Raw genomic sequence first — 16,703 nt, 5'->3', positions numbered from 1 at the left:
GCCAAGGAGTTGTACTTAATCCCTGCGTTCCGTGCCAGCCCTACCCGAGAGCCGTCGTCTTGTCAGTTCGCTCACACCCTACACGAGGATGCGACTTGGGCGTTAACTATTTAAATCGGGTGCAAATTTAAGCATTTCTGCCCACACTGCCAAAAATTTCTCTGCGTTTTTTTATTTTTTATTCGAACACCTTGACAATCTCTTCCAGCCACTGCTTGTCAACCTCATCGAATGTTGCCAAATCCTTGCTGTCGATGTCGAGTACAGCTATTATTTCGCCTTCGGCCGATCTTACAGGCACAACGATTTCCGAACGCGACTCGCTGCTGCAGGCAATATGACCAGGGAACTGTTCTACATCGGGCACCACAATGGTCTCACCCTGTTTCCACGAGGTTCCGCATACGCCCTTGCCATAGCCGATATGCATGCAGGCCACAGGTCCCTGGAATGGCCCCAGTACCAACTCGCCGTTCTGTACACGATAGAATCCTGTCCACCAGAATCCCATCTCCAAATGTATGGCTGCAGCCACATTAGCCATCACAGCCACCTGATCGGTCTCACCAGCGCTCAGCGCCTTAATCTGCTGCTGCAGCAACTGATATTTCTCTACCTTATTCATTATTATATAGTTTAGTTTTAACTGAATTATAACTTGATTCTACGCCAGATGCATCTGGGTATTCTGCGCCAAACGGCAGTCAGGATGCGATATTTCCAGTCGATCACACGAATGTGCTTATGATGTTCGATAGCACTCACAATCTCGCGTGCCACAGCCTGTGGCTTCAGCATCATGGGATAGTGGAACGTACCACTCAACAGGGCGGTATCCACAAAACCAGGACGGATATCAGTAAACCTGATATCGAGCTTTCGGGCGTTGGCCAGCTGCTCTAAGGCCTGCAGATACACGTTCTGCATGGCTTTGGTAGCCGAATAGGCTGGTGCGGGACCTAGCCCCTTGGTACCAGCGATAGAGGTGATGGCTGCAATATGCCCCCTGCCCTGCTGGGCAAAATAGCGATAGGCACAGCCAATCATACGGGTAAAGCCCAAGCCGTTGGTTTCAACTGTAGCCAACTCGATATCGGGCGTTAGTTCACGATTCTGCTTTCCGATACCCGAGGCATAGAAAAACAAATCCATACCACCCAGGCGATCAACCAACTGCATCAGCTTTTCGGGTGCATCAGCACTGGTCACATCAATCTGCTCCACATCGGCGGCGCCAATGGTTTGCAACAGGTCTAAACGACGAGCGGCCACGCCTACCGTCCAGCCGCGCTGGATGAATAGACGGGCCACTTCGAGTCCGATACCTGATGAGGCGCCTACAATAATAGCTTTACTCATCGGGCAAGAACAATGGGTCCTCGGGCATTACCATAACCGGTTTGGAATTGTATGCCTTCAGCATCTTCTCCGACACATACTTTTTATTTACAACCAAGCGGAACATATACTCACGGAACCAGTCGGCAGTCATAATCAGGCAGCCCTGCTGGCCGCTGGTAGCACCCCACGAGTTCTCAACCTTCCACTTAATGGGCTTACCCTGGTTATCCAGGTCGACAGCAGTCAATGTCATAGCGTGGGTAGAACCACTGTCAAAAGTAGAAATACGCAGAGCCTTGTCCATCTTAAAGGTAGTCCCGAATACCGATCCGTAGTCGAAATTATCTAACGAAGCATAGCCGCGCTTACGATCAAGCAACTTGCCTACATCGTACGAGCTATACATCTTACGGCCATCCTTCAGCGAGGCAATAGCCAACTGCTCAATCTCCTCCATAGGCAGGTTCAGATAGCGCCAGTTGCTTCCATCATAGGTGTGGCGATCATACTCTACCTCGTAAGTCTTGTAGTACTCGCGACGTGGGTCGTTCATAACCATAATGAAGGTGCCATTCAGATCGCCACCAACAACCTCCTGATAGAAACTCAGTGGAGTGTACTCCTTGGCCTCGCCCAGCTGGCGACCGTTCTTATCGTGGAAAGCGTAGGTGAACTTCTCAACGGGAACACCCAGTGTCAGCTTCAGCATGCGATAAATCTGACCCAGCATCTCAGTCTTAGCCTTCTGGATATCGGCAGCACTCTTTTTCTTAGCTACCATATCACGCAGCTGGAGTCCGAACTCACGCAGCTTCGACGAAATCAGGCTGCGAGCCTTCGAGGTGTTCTCGCTGGTAAAACTCTCAGGCATAATCTCCGAGGGAACCAGTCCGTATTTGGGTGCCAAGTCGGCCACACCGCAGAAAGTACCACCATCACCAATAGGCGAATGGAAGAAGAACTGCACACGCTGATCGTCCATAGGCTTCTTGGCGGTATCAATCACGCCCTGAAGCATCAGGTTCGACTTCTCCAACTGATCCCAGAAGAAGAGATAAGCCTGCGAGAACTCGATGCTTACTGAATCGGCCTGAGCCATATAGTTTGAACGCAGCACGTTCAGTCCGCTGAACATCCAGCAACGTCCAGATGATTTCTGGTCGGTAATCGACTGCTTACGGGTTTCAACCGAGAAATGAGTGTCGATAGGCAGGGCGGCCACCTTGTAATTCTTGGCCAGCGCATCAATGCTCATACCATAGATGGCATTAGCGATAACACGCTCCTTGCCACACTGTTTCTGCTCCTTCTGGATTTCCTGTAACATCTGGGCAGAAATGCCTCCACCCTGTGTCTGCGCCTGTGCCATCATTGCGCAGGCAGCAAACGCGATAGTAATTGTACTTCTTTTCATTTATTTACTTCTTTTTTGTAGTTTTTTTAGTTGTAGTCTTTTTTGTGGTGGTTGTCTTCTTAGCCGTAGTGGTGGTCTTTGGCTTGTAGTACTTCTTAGCCTCGGGCAACCATCCCTGAATGTTCTTGATACGTGTAGCATCTGATGGGTGATCGCTCAGGAACTCAGATGTGTTGCTGGTGCTGGCCGAAGCCATACGCTGCCAGAAAGTAACAGCAGCCTCAGGATTATAACCTGCCATCGCAGCAAAAATCAGTCCCATGTAATCAGCCTCGCTCTCGTGGTTACGCGAATACTTGAGGTTAGCCAGATTCAAACCTGCCGATGCCATAGCCTGACCCAGAGAAATGGTATTGGTACCAACACCTAATACACTGGCCAGCGCACCTACACCCTGAATACCATACTGCTGCTTAATCTGGGTGCTCATCTGCTCGGCTGAGTGACGTGCCACAGCGTGGGCAATCTCATGTCCAAGCACGATAGCCAGCGAAGCCTCGTCCTGAGTGATAGGCAGGAGTCCCTCGTAAACCACAATCAGTCCGCCAGGCATACACCATGCGTTGGCCTGCTTATCGGCCACCAGGTTAAACTGCCACTTGTAGTTCTGCACATCGTTCTGCATACCGTTAGCATTCAGATAGCTTACCACAGCGTTGGCCAGATTCTGTCCCACGCGCTTAACCATAGCGGTTTTGGTGGCATCGGTAGAAAGCTTGGCTGTTTTCATAAACTCCTGATACTGCTGGGTCGACAGGCTCAGCATCTCACCATCGCTAACCATCAGATTCTGCTTACGTCCTGTGATAGGCACAGTACTTGTGGTACCGCAGCTAACCAGCACAGCGGCAACCATCGACATGAGTAAAAACTTAATTTTCTTCATACCTTGTTATGATATTATTTAGTTATTATCGTTTTCAGCGTGCAAAGTAAGCAAAAAAAATCGACATTTGCAAATTTTAAGCATAAAAATAGAGACATCCCCAAAGGAATGCCTCTATAAAGAATGACCAATAATAACTAAAAAACTACGAATTTACTTGTTCAAACCACGGTTGTTGATAGTGGTGTTCAGCAGCAGCAGGTATGTACGCATCTGATCCTCGCTGAGTACGTAGCGCATACGCTTAACGTCGGTATCGATAGCGTGCTTAACCATAGCCTCGCGCTCGCTGTTGCTAGCCTGAGCTGCATATGAGATCTCAGTATTGAATACATTGTGGATGTTCTCAACAGCCTCGCGCTGGTCGATAGCCAGGTTCAGAACCTTTGAGAGCTTATCCATGTTTACGTCCATCTTGTAAGCCTCTACGTTTGCTACAGCGTTAGTGTTCTCACCCTCAGCAAATGCAGTTGTCATGCTCAGCATTGCTACCAATGTCATCATCATCTTTTTCATCTTTTTACCCTTTCTTTTTTTTACTCGGTGACTTTTTACAGCCAACCTACTTTTATACTTTAATTTGTTATCCTTTTGTCTTTTTGACGGTGCAAAGGTACGGCGATTTTTTGATACTCACAAGCATTTTTGTGCAATTGTGTGCGAACACAGCTTTTTTATTGATACATATCAAAGAAAGGCAGAAATAAGTATTTTTTTACTTTTTCCAATTAAACGTTCGTGTATTTGGCAGAAAATGCGTAACTTTGCAGGCTGAAACTAAATATATATAATAGGTATAATGGAAGAGACAAAAAACAGATTCATGTCGGTTGTATACCAGTTGTACAGCCTGAAGGATGGCAAGAGTGAGCTTGAGGAGCAGACTGGCGATGACCGTCCATTTGAGTTTATCACCGGATTCAGCGTAGCACTCGATGCTTTCGAGGAGAAGGTAAAGGGTCTTGAAAAGGGCAGCGACTTTGATTTCGAGCTGGCTCCAGCTCAGGCATTCGGCGAGTATGTAACTGAGGGCGTTCACAAGGTTAGCCGCGAGGTATTTACTGTTAACGGTCATTTCGATCACGACAACATCTTCGAGGGCGCTGTTATCACCCTGATGGACAACGAGGACCATCAGTTCATGGCTAAGGTGGTAAAGATCGAGGAAGACGGTGTTACCGTTGATACCAACCACCCATTGGCTGGCAAAACCCTGAACTTCAAGGGGAAGGTGATTGAGAACCGCGAGGCTACCGACGAGGAGATTCAGCACCTGATTAAGCATATGACAGGTGGATGCGGCGGTTGTGGTGGCTGCGGAGGCGACCACGAGGGCTGCAATCACGAAGGCTGCGATCACGAGCATCACCACCACGACGATGGCTGTGGTTGCGGTTGCGGACACTGTCACTAACCCATAAAAAATTCCCCCTACCCCTATGCGCAACACATTTGGACACATATTCACACTCACAACCTTCGGCGAGAGTCATGGCGAGGCCGTTGGCGGCGTGATTGATGGCATGCCAGCCGGCATCGACATCGACATGGAGTTTATTCAGAGCGAACTGAATCGCCGTCGCCCTGGTCAGAGTGCTATCACCACCTCACGACAGGAAGCCGACCGTGTAGAACTGCTGAGCGGCGTGTTTGAGGGCAAATCTACAGGCTGCCCCATCGGATTCATCGTTCGTAACACCAATCAGCACTCCAACGATTACGAGAATATGCGCAATCTTTTCCGTCCATCGCATGCCGATTACACGTATTTCGAGAAGTACGGCATCCGCGATCATCGTGGTGGCGGCCGTTCATCGGCACGTATCACCATCAGCCGTTGCGTGGGCGGCGCATTGGCCAAACTGGTATTGCGCCAGAAGGGAATCAGTATTCAGGCCTACACATCACAGGTAGGCGATATTGCACTTGATAAGGATTACAGCCGCTACGACCTTAGTCTTACCGAGACTAACGCCGTACGTTGCCCCGACCAGCAGAAAGCAGCCGAAATGGAGGCGCTGATAGCAAAGGTAAAGGCCGAGGGCGACACCATTGGCGGTATCATTACTTGTGTGATTAAGGGATGCCCCACAGGCTTAGGCGAGCCTGAGTTCGATAAGTTGCACGCCTCGTTAGGTCAGGCCATGCTCAGCATCAATGCCGTTAAGGGCTTTGAATATGGTGATGGTTTCAACAGTGCCACCATGCGCGGCAGTCAGGTAAACGACGTGTTCGTACCATCAGCTGGCGATCAGCAGCCCATCACCACCACAACCAATCACAGTGGCGGCATTCAGGGCGGCATCAGCAACGGGCAGGACATTTACTTCCGTGTGGCCTTTAAACCAGTAGCCACAATTCTTACCGAACAGCAAACGGTAGATAAGGAAGGAAATGCCACCACTTTCACTGCTCACGGGCGCCACGATCCGTGCGTTTTGCCCAGAGCAGTACCAGTTGTTGAATCGATGGCTGCAATGACAATTTTAGACTATATTTTACTGCGAAATGCGGTAATTTTATAGAAAAGGACACCCCGATTGCAAAAAAATGCAAAAAAGATTTGGTAGTTTCAAAAACTATGCGTATCTTTGCACCGCAATCAGGGATTTGGGAAAACCCCGGAATTGCTTTAGTTAAGTCTAGTTTAGTTTTTGTGTTGGTTGGGGGCTGCCGATTGGTAGCCCCCAAATTTTTATCTATACGGCACAAAAAAAGGGGTTAAATAACCCCTATGATTTCGCTAACATCCTTACAGCCGTGTGCATCAAGCCACTCGTTAATGCCGTCCCTCACCTTGATACTTACTGCCGGATCCAGGAAGTTGGCTGTACCTATCTCGATGGCCGTTGCACCAGCCATCAGGAACTCGATGGCATCCTTGGCACAACTAATGCCTCCTAAGCCTATTACAGGTATCTTAACGGCCTTAGCCACCTGCCATACCATACGCAGCGCCACAGGCTTTACACAAGGGCCACTCAATCCGCCTGTATTAATGCTCAACAGCGTTTTGCGCTTCTCGATATCAATAGCCATACCCATCAGCGTATTAATCAGCGATACGCTATCAGCACCCTCAGCCTCTACAGCTCGCGCAATCTCAGCTATATCAGTTACATTAGGACTCAGCTTTACTATCAGCGTTTTGTGGTAACGCTGGCGCACAGCCTTTACCACGCTGGCAGCACCTGCACAGGTAACACCAAAAGCCATACCTCCATCCTTTACGTTAGGACACGAGATATTCAGCTCGATGGCAGGGATATTCTCTAATGCATCGATACGGGCAGCACACTCAGCATAATCCTCAGGACTCGATCCGCTCACGTTTACAATCATATTGGTATCTATATCCTTAATCTGCGGATAAATGTGCTCACAGAAGTAATCTACGCCTTTATTCTGCAGTCCTACGCAGTTCAGCATACCGCTAGCTGTTTCGGCCATACGTGGATAGTCGTTTCCCTCACGTGGATTCAGGGTGGTTCCCTTCACAATAATACCACCGATACCATCCAGAGGCATCAGGTCGGCAAACTCCAATCCGTAGCCAAAAGTACCCGATGCAGTCATCACAGGGTTCTTCAGCTCCAAGTCAGCAATCTTTACATTTAGTCTTGCCATAACAGTTTCTTAATATTAAACACGGGTCCATCCTTACAAACACACAAATTGCCCTCGGTAGTCTTCTCTACGCAGCACAGGCAAGCACCCAGTCCGCAAGCCATCAGGTTCTCTAACGAGGCCTCACAGTCGATGCTATTCTGACGGGCATAACGAGCCACAGCCTTCATCATCGGCGTAGGGCCACAGGTACTGATACGGTCGAAACGCTCCTCGCTCAGCAGCGAGTGATTAGTTACAAAACCCTTCTCGCCCATCGATCCGTCCTCGGTTGTTACGTACACGCGCCCGTACATATTAAATATAGGCAGCATCAGCAGGTCGTTAGCCGTACGCGCTCCTAACAGGAATGTAGGCTCAATACCCAGGCGCTTCATCTCGGCACCCATATACAGCAGGGGGGCCACTCCTACGCCACCACCAACCAGCAGCACCTTTTCGCCAGCCTTGGCAGCAGTAAAGCCGTTGCCTAATGGCAGCACACAGTTAAGCGTGTCGCCAGGTTGCAGTTTAGCTAATGTTCGGGTTCCGTCGCCAACGGTAGCTACTAACAGCCAAAGCTCGTTGGCGTTGCGATCAACAAAGTTAATGGAAATGGGGCGGCGTAAAAAGGTAGATGTTGAACCATCTACACGCACCTCGACAAACTGACCGGGCAGCATATCGGGCAGAGGTTTATCATCAGTTAGTTTTATAAGTACATAACGCTGATGAATCTGCTCTACCTGCTTCACCTTGAGGTCAAGTATATACTTCTTCATACTTCAAATTTTTAATTCGGGTACAAAGGTACTATTATTTTTTGAAACCACAAAACTTTATTTCTTCGCAGGTACAAAAGTATCCCATGTCTGATCATCGTAAAACACACGAATCTCGATAACCTTACGCTGCGGTTTGTCAACGAATTTTACCTCCTCGCGAACGATTTCTTGGTGTGTATTACGTACACTATTATAATTTTGGGGCTGCTGAGCCACATTTTGGGGGGCTTGTACAGGTGCATCATCAAAATTCAACATCAGATTTTGCTCGATAGGGTGGGTACCAGGGGTACCTTCAGCCTCCGAAAACAGATCCTGATCGGGGTTGTTTTGGGGCAGATACATGTCACCCGAGCCAAACATCAACCAATCGGTATTGATGTTAGGAATTTTCTTTTTGATGGCTTCAACGATGTTTAGGGTAGGACGGGTACGACCGTTGAAGATGCTACTAAGGGTAGCTGGACTCTGACCGATGTAGTCGGCGAAGAGCTGTTGAGTCATGTGCTGGCTCTCCATAATTTGCCTGATTCTATCTTTCATTGCTGTAACTAAGTGCTTAATGGGGCTATTAGGCCCTGTTTTCTTTCAGTTTACAAAGGTAAAACAAAAAATTGAAATATACAACAAATGTAGATACAATTTAAGATTTTATAATTTTAGTTTATAGTTTTATATTTGTAAATCAAAAGATGTTTAGGAATAAATCGGGGCTTTATATTTTTAAATCTAAATTTGCGATTATAAATCTGTACAAAGGTTTATTTTAATGTTTCAAGCTAACTAATTGGATGTAAATAAGGTAGTTACGTAAACTTTATACTTTTAAAGCCCATTTTGCAGCTTTCGGTTTAATAAGGTGGCTATTTCTGCAAGGTATTTATAAATAAATCACATAACTAATTGATATTTAACTACTTAAATGCACAATAATTAGTATGCATAAATATCAATATACAAAACAGAATCATAGTATTTAGATATTAATATCCGAATCTAAATATCTGATTTAACCTTTTAAATTCTAAAATCAACATCCATAAACCAATAAATCCCTAAACAGGTATTCGGATTTAAGAATTTAAATCAACGGAATTAAATCCTAATAAATGTAAACGTCGAATTCCACAAGCTCCAAAATTCCAGATTTTGCCATTTCTCGCGTATTCTGAACCATCGGTCGAAAAACTGGAAATACGCGAGTTTTGAGAGGGTGCAAAATGCCGTAACTCCCCTATTTTACAGACATTTAGGCATAAAAAAGGCGCTCATCAAAAGCGCCATTTTTATAAATTCTAGAATAACATTTTGCCCTAAATTAGTGCAAAATGTAAAAAATCAGTTCTTTCATAAGCTCTCCAGCAGGTGTATTTGGGTTATCCAGACCCTTACTTTTGGCGTCAATCTCTCGCATCTTCGAAATGATCTGCATCACCTTCATTCCAGAGTAGTTTCGCATACCCGTCATATAGTCCTTGGCTTGCCATGGATTTTTGAATTCCAGCCACTCTGCAACGCCCTCCTGGCTCTTATTATTTGGCGCGTAAAACGCAATCATTAAATTCTGGAAGTAATTAAAGAGCAAAGGGAGAAACGAGTAGATGGAACCAGCCTTTGGATTTTCGTCAAAATATTTTATTATCTGATTTGCCTTAAAAACATTTCGGTTCACAATGGCATCGCGAAGTTCAAATCCATTAAACTCTTTGCTCACACCAATCTGCTCCTCAACCACCTGTGGGGTCACTACCCTATTCTCTTCGGGCAACGAAATGATCACTTTATCCAGCTCACCTGTCAGTCTACTCAAATCGGCGCCAATATTCTCGGCTATCATCTGAACAGATTTGGCATCAATCCTGATCTGGTGTTTTTTCAGATAGTTCTCAATAAAACCTGGCAGCTCTCTATCCTTGAGTTTCATACTCTCAAACAGTATGCCGTGCGATTTGATAGCCTTCACGTACCCCGATTTTCTACCGTCAACCTTGCCGTTCTTATGGCACATCACCAAAACGGTGCTGGCCATAGGCTGCGCAAAATAGCGCTCAAGTGCCTCGGTATTTTTAATATTCTGCGCCTCTTTTACTATCACCACCTGGCGCTCGGCCATCATAGGATAGCGGCGTGCCAGGTCGGCTATCTGCGACGCATTTACGTCCGATCCGAACACCACAGTCTGGTTAAAATCACGTTCCTCAGGGCGTAATGCATGGTCGGCTATATAATCGGCAATCTTGTCGATATAATACGATTCGTCGCCCATCAGATAATAGACGGGCGCAAATTTTCCAGCCTCTAAATCGCGCATAATGCTCTCAAAACTCACATTTTTTGCCTCAGCCATGTTGCTATTTCATTTATTATTTGTAATTTTGCCTGCAAATTTACAAAAATGTTTCGATTAAACCTCCCTACATACGAAATAAAAATAGCCCAGCAGGGCAATAAACAGGTAATTTTCGACTTTTTACGTCGAAAATACGTAGCGCTGACACCCGAGGAGTGGGTTCGCCAGCATTTTGTACATTATCTGGTTGAACACAAGGGTTACCCAGCCGGACTGATGGGCAACGAGATTGAACTGAGCGTGGGCGAAAAACGTCTGCGTTGCGATACCGTATTATATAATAAGGTGGCAGCCCCACAGATGATTATCGAGTACAAAGCCCCACAAATAAAACTTCAGCAAAAGACGTTCAACCAAATATCGGCCTACAATCTTTTGCTGAAGGTAGATTATCTGATAGTTAGCAACGGCATGCAGCACATTTGCTGTAAGATGGATTATGCCAACCAAAAATATTACTTTTTAGAGGATATCCCCGACTATCAGAATTTATAACATTTCCGATTATTCCATATCGTTGGCATCGGTCGACTTCTTCGAGGTCGAAGTCTTGCGGATAGAGCGCTTTGCACGACCCTTCTTCTCCTCGGTAGCACCTGTTGCCTTGTCGATCTTAACGCCTGCCAGCTCTGGGTCGATCATGATACGTCCGCAGTACTCGCAAACAATAATCTTCTTGTGCATCTTGATATCCAACTGGCGCTGGGGTGGAATCTTGTTAAAGCAACCACCGCAGGCATCACGCTGTACATAAACGATACCCAGACCGTTGCGAGCGTTTCTACGGATGCGCTTGAACGAAGTAAGCAAACGGCCCTCGATCTTAGCCTCGAGTGTCTTAACCTGCTCCTTCAGCTTCTCCTCCTCTACGCGAGTCTCTTCCATAATCTCCTCAAGCTCGTTCTTCTTAACCTCCAGGTCGCTCTGGCGCTCTGCAATCAGGGCCTCGCTGCTTTCCTGCTCACGCTGCTTGTCGGCAATCTTGTTGTTAGCCTCGCGAATCTTCTTATTACACAGCTCAATTTCCAGTGTCTGGAACTCAATCTCCTTCGAGAGTGTGTCGTATTCACGGTTGTTCTTAACCTCATCCAGCTGAGCCTTATAGCGCTCTACGCTGGCCTCGGCATCGGCAATCTCGCCCTTCTTCTGGCTGATAGCTCTCTGGTAGTCCGCAATCTCGTTTGCAATCTTCTCAACACGAGTGGTCAAACCCTCAATCTCGTCTTCCAGGTCTTGTACTTCCAGGGGCAGCTCACCGCGCAACATACGCTTCTCGTCAATAGCCGAGAGGGCGGTCTGCAACTGATACAGCGTCTTCAGGCGCTCTTCAACTGACAGTTCTGATGGATCTTTCTTTGCCATAATTCTAATAAATTTATAATATTAATGTTCAATTCTCAATGTTCAATGTCAAATGTACAAAATGGGATTCGTACATGTTTCGGCTATGCAGGTTTTTACGCCGGGGCACTCCTTCTGGATAATCTCCTCAAAGATTTCGGCAGTGTACTGTTCGCTCTGATAGTGACCTATCACGCAAATCTGTATCTGCTGCTCGTAGCCAAAGTACTGATGGTAGTGCATCTCGCCAGTAATAAACGCATCAGCCTGATTCTTAACGGCCTCGTCGAGCAGAAAATCGCCCGCACCACCGCAGATGGCTACGCGCTTAATGGGACGGCGCAGCAACTCGTTGCACATCGCACACTCCACACCAAAGGCTTTCTTCACACCAATAATAAAGTCGTCGGCAGCCATAGCTTCGGGCAACTCGCCCACTACCCCACTGCCAGCCTCAATGCCGTCAACCTGCTTCTGCGCGAAAAACGCCACATTCTGCAGACCCAGCTTCTGGGCTATCTTAAAGTTCACGCCGCCACGGGCATTATCCATATTGGTGTGCATCGATACCACCGATATGCCCTGCTTAATAGCACGCATCACGGTGCGCTGAACGTCGGTCAGATCGCTGATGGTTTTCAAACCACGAAACAACAGCGGATGGTGGCTTACAATCAGATTGCAACCCTTCGCCATAGCCTCGTCAACGATACGTTCGTTCACGTCCAGACACAATAATGCCCCTGAAACCTCCGTCTCTGTCAGTCCCAGTTGCAAGCCAGCATTATCCCAACTTTCCTGCAAGGGCAGAGGCGCGAAACGTTCAAGGGCGCTCAGCACTTCTTTTATCTTCACGGCTGCAAAATTACAAAGAATAATTGAAACGCGCGCGAGCGGCCTCTCTTTGTTATACATTTTTAACCAAAAACTAAATTTTTATAAAAAACTACATCAAATGTTTGGTAGATTAAAAAAATCTCCGTACCTTTGCACCCGCAATTCAGAAATGGTGCCCGTAGTTCAGTTGGTTAGAGCGTCAGATTGTGGTTCTGAATGTCGTGGGTTCGAGTCCCACCGGGCACCCTCATAAAACCTTGTAGGTCAACAACTTACAAGGTTTTTCTTTTTATCCTTAAATTAAGACGTTAACTTAAATTCCAACGGTTTTATGTTAAAACAGGAAATATTGGCGCAAAATCAAATTTAGAATCTTTAGATAGAAACCAGTTACAAATATCTGATTCTTAAGTAATTACATCATTACAAAATACCAAGGAATCGACTTATATATTATATCTAAAACATTTTGCGCCAATTTTATTTCCAAAAATGGTAATCATATCCAAAAGTGGAACTACTAAAATAAGACTCACACATTATCAAAAAGATATATAAACTGCTGATTTTCAAGGCTTATCAATAACCAAGCATGACATTCAAACGTGTATTCTGAATGTTGCGACACTCAGACACTCCGTAAGTTTATTGATACAAATATTTCAGGCTCATACGACATTTCTTTCCAGATAGCCGATTATGAACGACTCTATCCGCTGCTGGCAGAAACGGAATTCCCAAACAAGCTGATTATGAATTGTTGGCCAGATAAGTTCTTAGCCTTGCTAAGCGACAAAGGTCAATGACTTCGATTATTTAGGCATTCAAAGATAGAATGCGAATTTCGATCCTTTTGCGCCGACGCCCTCGTAGTCGGCAGTAATTGAGAATTGGCAGCAGAGATTGCCGATAGCATCATCATCAAGGGTGACAGTCAACTCCAGTTCAATGGCCATACGTCGCTCGCTGTAGCTGAGATTCCAGATACATTCACCCAGAACGGCATTCACCACCGTTCGAATCTCATCTTGCGTGCGCCATATGGAATCGTAGTCAGTCATCTTACTATCTTTGCTTTTTGCAGGTTATCAAAGTCACCCCAGAACTCTGCCTGTTCTTCATCGCTGAAGGTGTTCGAAGCCATCTCTTTGAGGATTTCATCCAACAGTTGCATCTTCGTAACCTGCAGGTCTGGAGCCACATCAATCTGGTAAGTAAGAATATCGCCCAACGAGCCGACGTGAACGTTGGTAATAGCGACCTCACCATTTACCAACTTAACCTGAATACGTCTATTGGAACCATACTCAGGCTTCGTCTCACGTAGCTTCTGGTACAACGTTGATTCGCTGTACTGCTCAGAATCTACTGAATTTATGAGTTCACGTAGTGTCATATAGTCTTTACTACTTTGCAGGGGTTGCCTACTGCAATGGAGTTCGAAGGAATATCTTTCGTCACTACACTACCTGCACCTATGGTCACGTTGTCACCAATTGTCACACCAGGCAGGATGGTCACACTGCCACCAATCCATACATTATTGCCAATGGTGACTGGTTCTGCCCACTCTCTACGGCTGTTGCGCTCCACGGGGTCTGTACTATGGCTGGCCGTGTAGATGCTTACATTAGGGCCGATAAAACAGTCATCTCCAATGGTGACACGTGCTTCGTCGAGCACGGTGAAGTTGAAGTTGGCAAAGAACCGCTTGCCCACACTAATCTGCTTGCCATAGTCGCAATAGAAGGGCTGGTTAATCAGAATATTGTCATCAGCGATGTGTCCCAAGAGACCTTTCAGAATCTCCCTTGCCTCCTCCTTCTCCGACGGGCGCAACAGGTTATAGTCATGGATTATCTCCTTAACTTCCGTCAGTTCTTCTATCAGCTGCGGGTCAACAGCGGAATAAATTTCGCCCGCCAACATCTTCTCTTTTTCTGTCATATATTTCTTTGTCTTACCAATTCAATTGCCTCCTTGCCCGTCAAATGCTCGATGTCAAAGCGTATCATTAGCATACGGGCGAAGCCACTCTCTATTTCCTTTTGCAGGTTCTCCTCATCGTTTGGATTGTAGCGGTTGCCAAGCATTCGGGCTGTTTCCAACTTCTCCTGTTCATCCTCGATGATATGGATTCTGCCAAATGCTATCACGCTACGGAAGAAAGTGGTGTACTTCTTCGGCTGCACATCATCCTGCTCGATGACGCAGAACGAAGCATTCTCACACTTGCGGATAGCATCCACCTTATGACCAGCCAGAGCACTGTGGAAATACAGTTTTCCTTCATGATATACATAGCTGATGGGAACGGCATAGGGATAGTCATCATCACCAAGCAATGCCAGTGTTCCTGCCGTTGCTTTCTCCAGTATTGCGATGCTTTCCTCTTTTGAAAGCTGTTGGCGCTTGCGCCTCATTTCACGAAACTCACTCATGCAGTTAATCCTTATTTTTATCCCATGTCCAATATTTCCTTAATTCTCCAACAATCTCCTCCCAATCCTGTAGGGTGAACGTTCCTGGCCCTATCATCATAATGGTCATCTCCAAGTCGTCCCAACAGCGATAGACACTAGTATCGCGGAACCCGTTACGGAGATAGAACTCATGGCGGCGCTGCCTTTGCTCCTTGTTGTCACACTCCTGACGAGGTGACTCCATGTCCAGGACACATGACTGTCCCTTATAACGTTCTATCAGTTGATTAAGAATCTTCTGACCAAGACCTTTCCCTCGCAGTTCTTCCTTAACGGCGAAATACCAGTACCAGTTAAACGAGGGTCTGGGATAGACAATCGTAAAGCCGATAAACTCTTCTCCCTCGTAATAGGCTGTGAAGTCAAGATGCATCTCACCAATTAGTCGCACCAAGTCATCCCAGGGAATCTGTTCTTCCTTGGGGAATGCCGTTTCGTAGAGCTGTTTCAATTGCCCATCGTTAGCATTCTCTATAGATATCTGTTTCTGAATCAAATCCTAATAATTCTCAAATCTTGGCACAAAGATAGCAATAATTTTTCATTTTTTCGTATCTTTACACCCAGATTTAATATGTTTTGTGAAATGACCCTAGAAGAAGCTATTGAAGCCCGTCACAGTGTAAGGGCATATAAGGAACAGCCGTTGGCAGAGAATGTAGTCAAGGTGCTAGAAGAGAAAATCGCGGTACTGAACCGTGAGGGTAAGTTGCATATACAGCTTATTCAGAACGAGCCGAAGGCATTCTTAGGAACGATGGCCAAATATGGGAAGTTCCGTAATGTAGGCAACTATATCGTCATGGCAGGACAGAAAGCTGATGACTTGGATGAGCGCGTAGGCTATTATGGCGAGCAATTGGTACTGCTGGCTCAGACTCTCGGACTGAACACCTGCTGGGTGGGTCTCTCCTACTCCAAGGTGCCAGGAACGTATGTGCTTGACGAAGGTGAAAAGATTGCCTGCTACATTGCCATCGGCTATGGTGAGACGCAAGGTGTCGGTCATAAGATCAAGACCGTCGAGCAAGTGAGCAATGTGAGTGACATCACTCCGTCATGGTTCAAGAAGGGAGTTGAAGCAGCCCTGCTTGCTCCAACAGCCGTAAACCAGCAGAAATTTTCGTTTGAGTATGTCGGTACAAGTAACAATCGCCATCAAGTGAGAGCAAAGAAAGGATTCTCCATGATTGGCTATACAAAGATGGATTTAGGCATTGCCAAATACCACTTTGAGATTGGTGCCGGAGAAGTGAATTTTGAGTGGGTATGAACATTGAGCAGGTCAGAGAGTACACGTTGTCACTCCCAAGAGTGACCGAAGACCAAGCTTTTGGTGATGATATTCTTAACTTTCGCTTGGAGGGAAAGATATTCGTCTGCCTATGGCTAGGCGGTGGCAGGTATGATATGAAGGAAGGAGTTTCAAGAATTGCCTTGAAGCTATCTCCAGACAGGAATATCGAACTTAGAGAGCAATTCTCAGCCGTGAGACCCGCTTACCATTGGAACAAGACGCACTGGAGCGATGTCTATTACGAAGAAATGGACGAAGCAATAGTAACGGGGTTGATTAAAGAGTCCTACCAACTCATTGCATCGAAACTTCCAAAGGCTATTCGCTCAAAGTATGTGCCTGTATAAGAATGATTTAGATGTG

Annotated in this window: 22 protein-coding genes and 1 tRNA gene; 7 read left to right on the top strand and 16 right to left on the bottom strand. The window is 46.4% G+C overall.

All coding sequences use genetic code 11. The annotated features are described in order from the left end of the window. Positions 1–178: 178 nt before the first annotated feature. The 5 genes from T499_RS0112365 to T499_RS0112345 form a co-directional block, all read right to left on the bottom strand. Complete coding sequence (locus T499_RS0112365; RefSeq protein ID WP_013063368.1) at positions 179–625, bottom strand: GAF domain-containing protein; 447 nt, start codon at positions 623–625, stop codon at positions 179–181. A 26-nt stretch (positions 626–651) separates the two neighbouring features. After that, positions 652–1,359, bottom strand: coding sequence for an SDR family NAD(P)-dependent oxidoreductase (locus T499_RS0112360; RefSeq protein ID WP_033151232.1), 708 nt, complete (start codon positions 1,357–1,359; stop codon positions 652–654). Next, complete coding sequence (locus tag T499_RS0112355) at positions 1,352–2,755, bottom strand: C1 family peptidase (protein WP_033151231.1); 1,404 nt, start codon at positions 2,753–2,755, stop codon at positions 1,352–1,354. The genes T499_RS0112360 and T499_RS0112355 overlap by 8 nt, the downstream gene beginning before the upstream one ends. A 4-nt stretch (positions 2,756–2,759) precedes the next feature. Further along, positions 2,760–3,641, bottom strand: coding sequence for a M48 family metallopeptidase (locus tag T499_RS0112350; RefSeq protein ID WP_033151230.1), 882 nt, complete (start codon positions 3,639–3,641; stop codon positions 2,760–2,762). A 153-nt stretch (positions 3,642–3,794) separates the two neighbouring features. Continuing rightward, entirely contained in the window at positions 3,795–4,157 is a 363-nt protein-coding gene (locus T499_RS0112345) for a hypothetical protein (protein ID WP_013065240.1), read from the bottom strand. 283 nt (positions 4,158–4,440) lie between these two features. Here T499_RS0112345 and T499_RS0112340 point away from each other — a divergent pair, with 283 nt between their 5' ends. Both T499_RS0112340 and aroC read left to right on the top strand, forming a co-directional pair. Continuing rightward, a complete protein-coding gene (locus T499_RS0112340; RefSeq protein ID WP_033151229.1) occupies positions 4,441–5,055 on the top strand; it encodes an FKBP-type peptidyl-prolyl cis-trans isomerase in 615 nt (204 codons plus the stop codon). Between the two features lie 25 nt (positions 5,056–5,080). After that, positions 5,081–6,166, top strand: coding sequence for a chorismate synthase (aroC, locus tag T499_RS0112335; RefSeq protein WP_033151228.1), 1,086 nt, complete (start codon positions 5,081–5,083; stop codon positions 6,164–6,166). 196 nt (positions 6,167–6,362) lie between these two features. Here aroC and T499_RS0112330 read toward each other — a convergent pair whose 3' ends face one another. The 4 genes from T499_RS0112330 to holA all read right to left on the bottom strand — a co-directional run bounded on the left by T499_RS0112330 (position 6,363) and on the right by holA (position 10,379). Continuing rightward, the gene (locus T499_RS0112330) at positions 6,363–7,268 is read right to left on the bottom strand and encodes a dihydroorotate dehydrogenase (RefSeq protein ID WP_013065029.1); all 906 of its coding nucleotides are present in this window, start codon (positions 7,266–7,268) and stop codon (positions 6,363–6,365) included. Beyond that, positions 7,256–8,029, bottom strand: a complete 774-nt coding sequence (locus tag T499_RS0112325; RefSeq protein WP_033151227.1) for a dihydroorotate dehydrogenase electron transfer subunit — start codon at positions 8,027–8,029, stop codon at positions 7,256–7,258. The genes T499_RS0112330 and T499_RS0112325 overlap by 13 nt, the downstream gene beginning before the upstream one ends. Positions 8,030–8,086: 57 nt before the next feature. Further along, positions 8,087–8,575: a helix-turn-helix domain-containing protein gene (locus tag T499_RS0112320; protein ID WP_033151226.1), complete on the bottom strand. Its 489-nt coding sequence runs from the start codon at positions 8,573–8,575 to the stop codon at positions 8,087–8,089. A gap of 775 nt (positions 8,576–9,350) precedes the next feature. Then, a complete protein-coding gene (gene holA / locus T499_RS0112315; protein ID WP_033151225.1) occupies positions 9,351–10,379 on the bottom strand; it encodes a DNA polymerase III subunit delta in 1,029 nt (342 codons plus the stop codon). A gap of 48 nt (positions 10,380–10,427) precedes the next feature. Here holA and T499_RS0112310 point away from each other — a divergent pair, with 48 nt between their 5' ends. Continuing rightward, entirely contained in the window at positions 10,428–10,877 is a 450-nt protein-coding gene (locus T499_RS0112310; RefSeq protein ID WP_013065492.1) for a type I restriction enzyme HsdR N-terminal domain-containing protein, read from the top strand. Positions 10,878–10,886: 9 nt separating this feature from the next. Here T499_RS0112310 and T499_RS0112305 read toward each other — a convergent pair whose 3' ends face one another. Further along, positions 10,887–11,744 (bottom strand): zinc ribbon domain-containing protein, encoded by an 858-nt coding sequence (locus T499_RS0112305; RefSeq protein WP_028907532.1) that lies wholly within the window; start codon positions 11,742–11,744, stop codon positions 10,887–10,889. A 48-nt stretch (positions 11,745–11,792) separates the two neighbouring features. Then, positions 11,793–12,578: a Nif3-like dinuclear metal center hexameric protein gene (locus T499_RS0112300; protein WP_033151224.1), complete on the bottom strand. Its 786-nt coding sequence runs from the start codon at positions 12,576–12,578 to the stop codon at positions 11,793–11,795. Between the two features lie 154 nt (positions 12,579–12,732). Here T499_RS0112300 and T499_RS0112295 point away from each other — a divergent pair. Together T499_RS0112295 and T499_RS14730 are read left to right on the top strand one after the other, a co-directional pair. Next, a tRNA-His gene (locus T499_RS0112295) sits at positions 12,733–12,806 on the top strand. A 359-nt stretch (positions 12,807–13,165) separates the two neighbouring features. Continuing rightward, on the top strand, positions 13,166–13,366 hold the full coding sequence (locus T499_RS14730; RefSeq protein WP_091768024.1) for a hypothetical protein: 201 nt from the start codon (positions 13,166–13,168) through the stop codon (positions 13,364–13,366). Positions 13,367–13,384: 18 nt separating this feature from the next. On the opposite strand, the gene T499_RS0112290 is transcribed toward T499_RS14730, so the two are convergent. The 5 genes from T499_RS0112290 to T499_RS0112270 are packed head-to-tail and all read right to left on the bottom strand — an operon-like array spanning position 13,385 to position 15,539. Further along, the gene (locus T499_RS0112290; RefSeq protein ID WP_157054612.1) at positions 13,385–13,573 is read right to left on the bottom strand and encodes a hypothetical protein; all 189 of its coding nucleotides are present in this window, start codon (positions 13,571–13,573) and stop codon (positions 13,385–13,387) included. Positions 13,574–13,617: 44 nt separating this feature from the next. Beyond that, the gene (locus T499_RS0112285; RefSeq protein WP_033151222.1) at positions 13,618–13,956 is read right to left on the bottom strand and encodes a hypothetical protein; all 339 of its coding nucleotides are present in this window, start codon (positions 13,954–13,956) and stop codon (positions 13,618–13,620) included. Then, positions 13,953–14,507: a sugar O-acetyltransferase gene (locus tag T499_RS0112280; protein WP_028903514.1), complete on the bottom strand. Its 555-nt coding sequence runs from the start codon at positions 14,505–14,507 to the stop codon at positions 13,953–13,955. The genes T499_RS0112285 and T499_RS0112280 overlap by 4 nt, the downstream gene beginning before the upstream one ends. Next, the gene (locus T499_RS0112275) at positions 14,504–15,001 is read right to left on the bottom strand and encodes a NimIJ family nitroimidazole resistance protein (protein ID WP_033151221.1); all 498 of its coding nucleotides are present in this window, start codon (positions 14,999–15,001) and stop codon (positions 14,504–14,506) included. Before T499_RS0112275 ends, T499_RS0112280 begins: the two co-directional genes overlap by 4 nt. 4 nt (positions 15,002–15,005) lie before the next feature. Beyond that, positions 15,006–15,539 carry a GNAT family N-acetyltransferase gene (locus T499_RS0112270; RefSeq protein ID WP_033151220.1) on the bottom strand — a complete coding sequence of 178 codons (534 nt, stop codon included), beginning with the start codon at positions 15,537–15,539 and terminating at the stop codon, positions 15,006–15,008. Positions 15,540–15,629: 90 nt separating this feature from the next. On the opposite strand from T499_RS0112270, the gene T499_RS0112265 reads away from it, so the two are divergent. Then, on the top strand, positions 15,630–16,316 hold the full coding sequence (locus tag T499_RS0112265; protein ID WP_033151219.1) for a nitroreductase family protein: 687 nt from the start codon (positions 15,630–15,632) through the stop codon (positions 16,314–16,316). Then, positions 16,313–16,687 carry an MmcQ/YjbR family DNA-binding protein gene (locus T499_RS0112260; RefSeq protein ID WP_033151218.1) on the top strand — a complete coding sequence of 125 codons (375 nt, stop codon included), beginning with the start codon at positions 16,313–16,315 and terminating at the stop codon, positions 16,685–16,687. The genes T499_RS0112265 and T499_RS0112260 overlap by 4 nt, the downstream gene beginning before the upstream one ends. The last annotated feature ends 16 nt before the right edge of the window (positions 16,688–16,703 follow it).

It is taken from the genome of Prevotella sp. RM4, from assembly GCF_000701965.1.
GTDB classification, from domain to species: domain Bacteria; phylum Bacteroidota; class Bacteroidia; order Bacteroidales; family Bacteroidaceae; genus Prevotella; species Prevotella ruminicola.
This window is presented reverse-complemented; position numbering and strand designations above follow the sequence as displayed.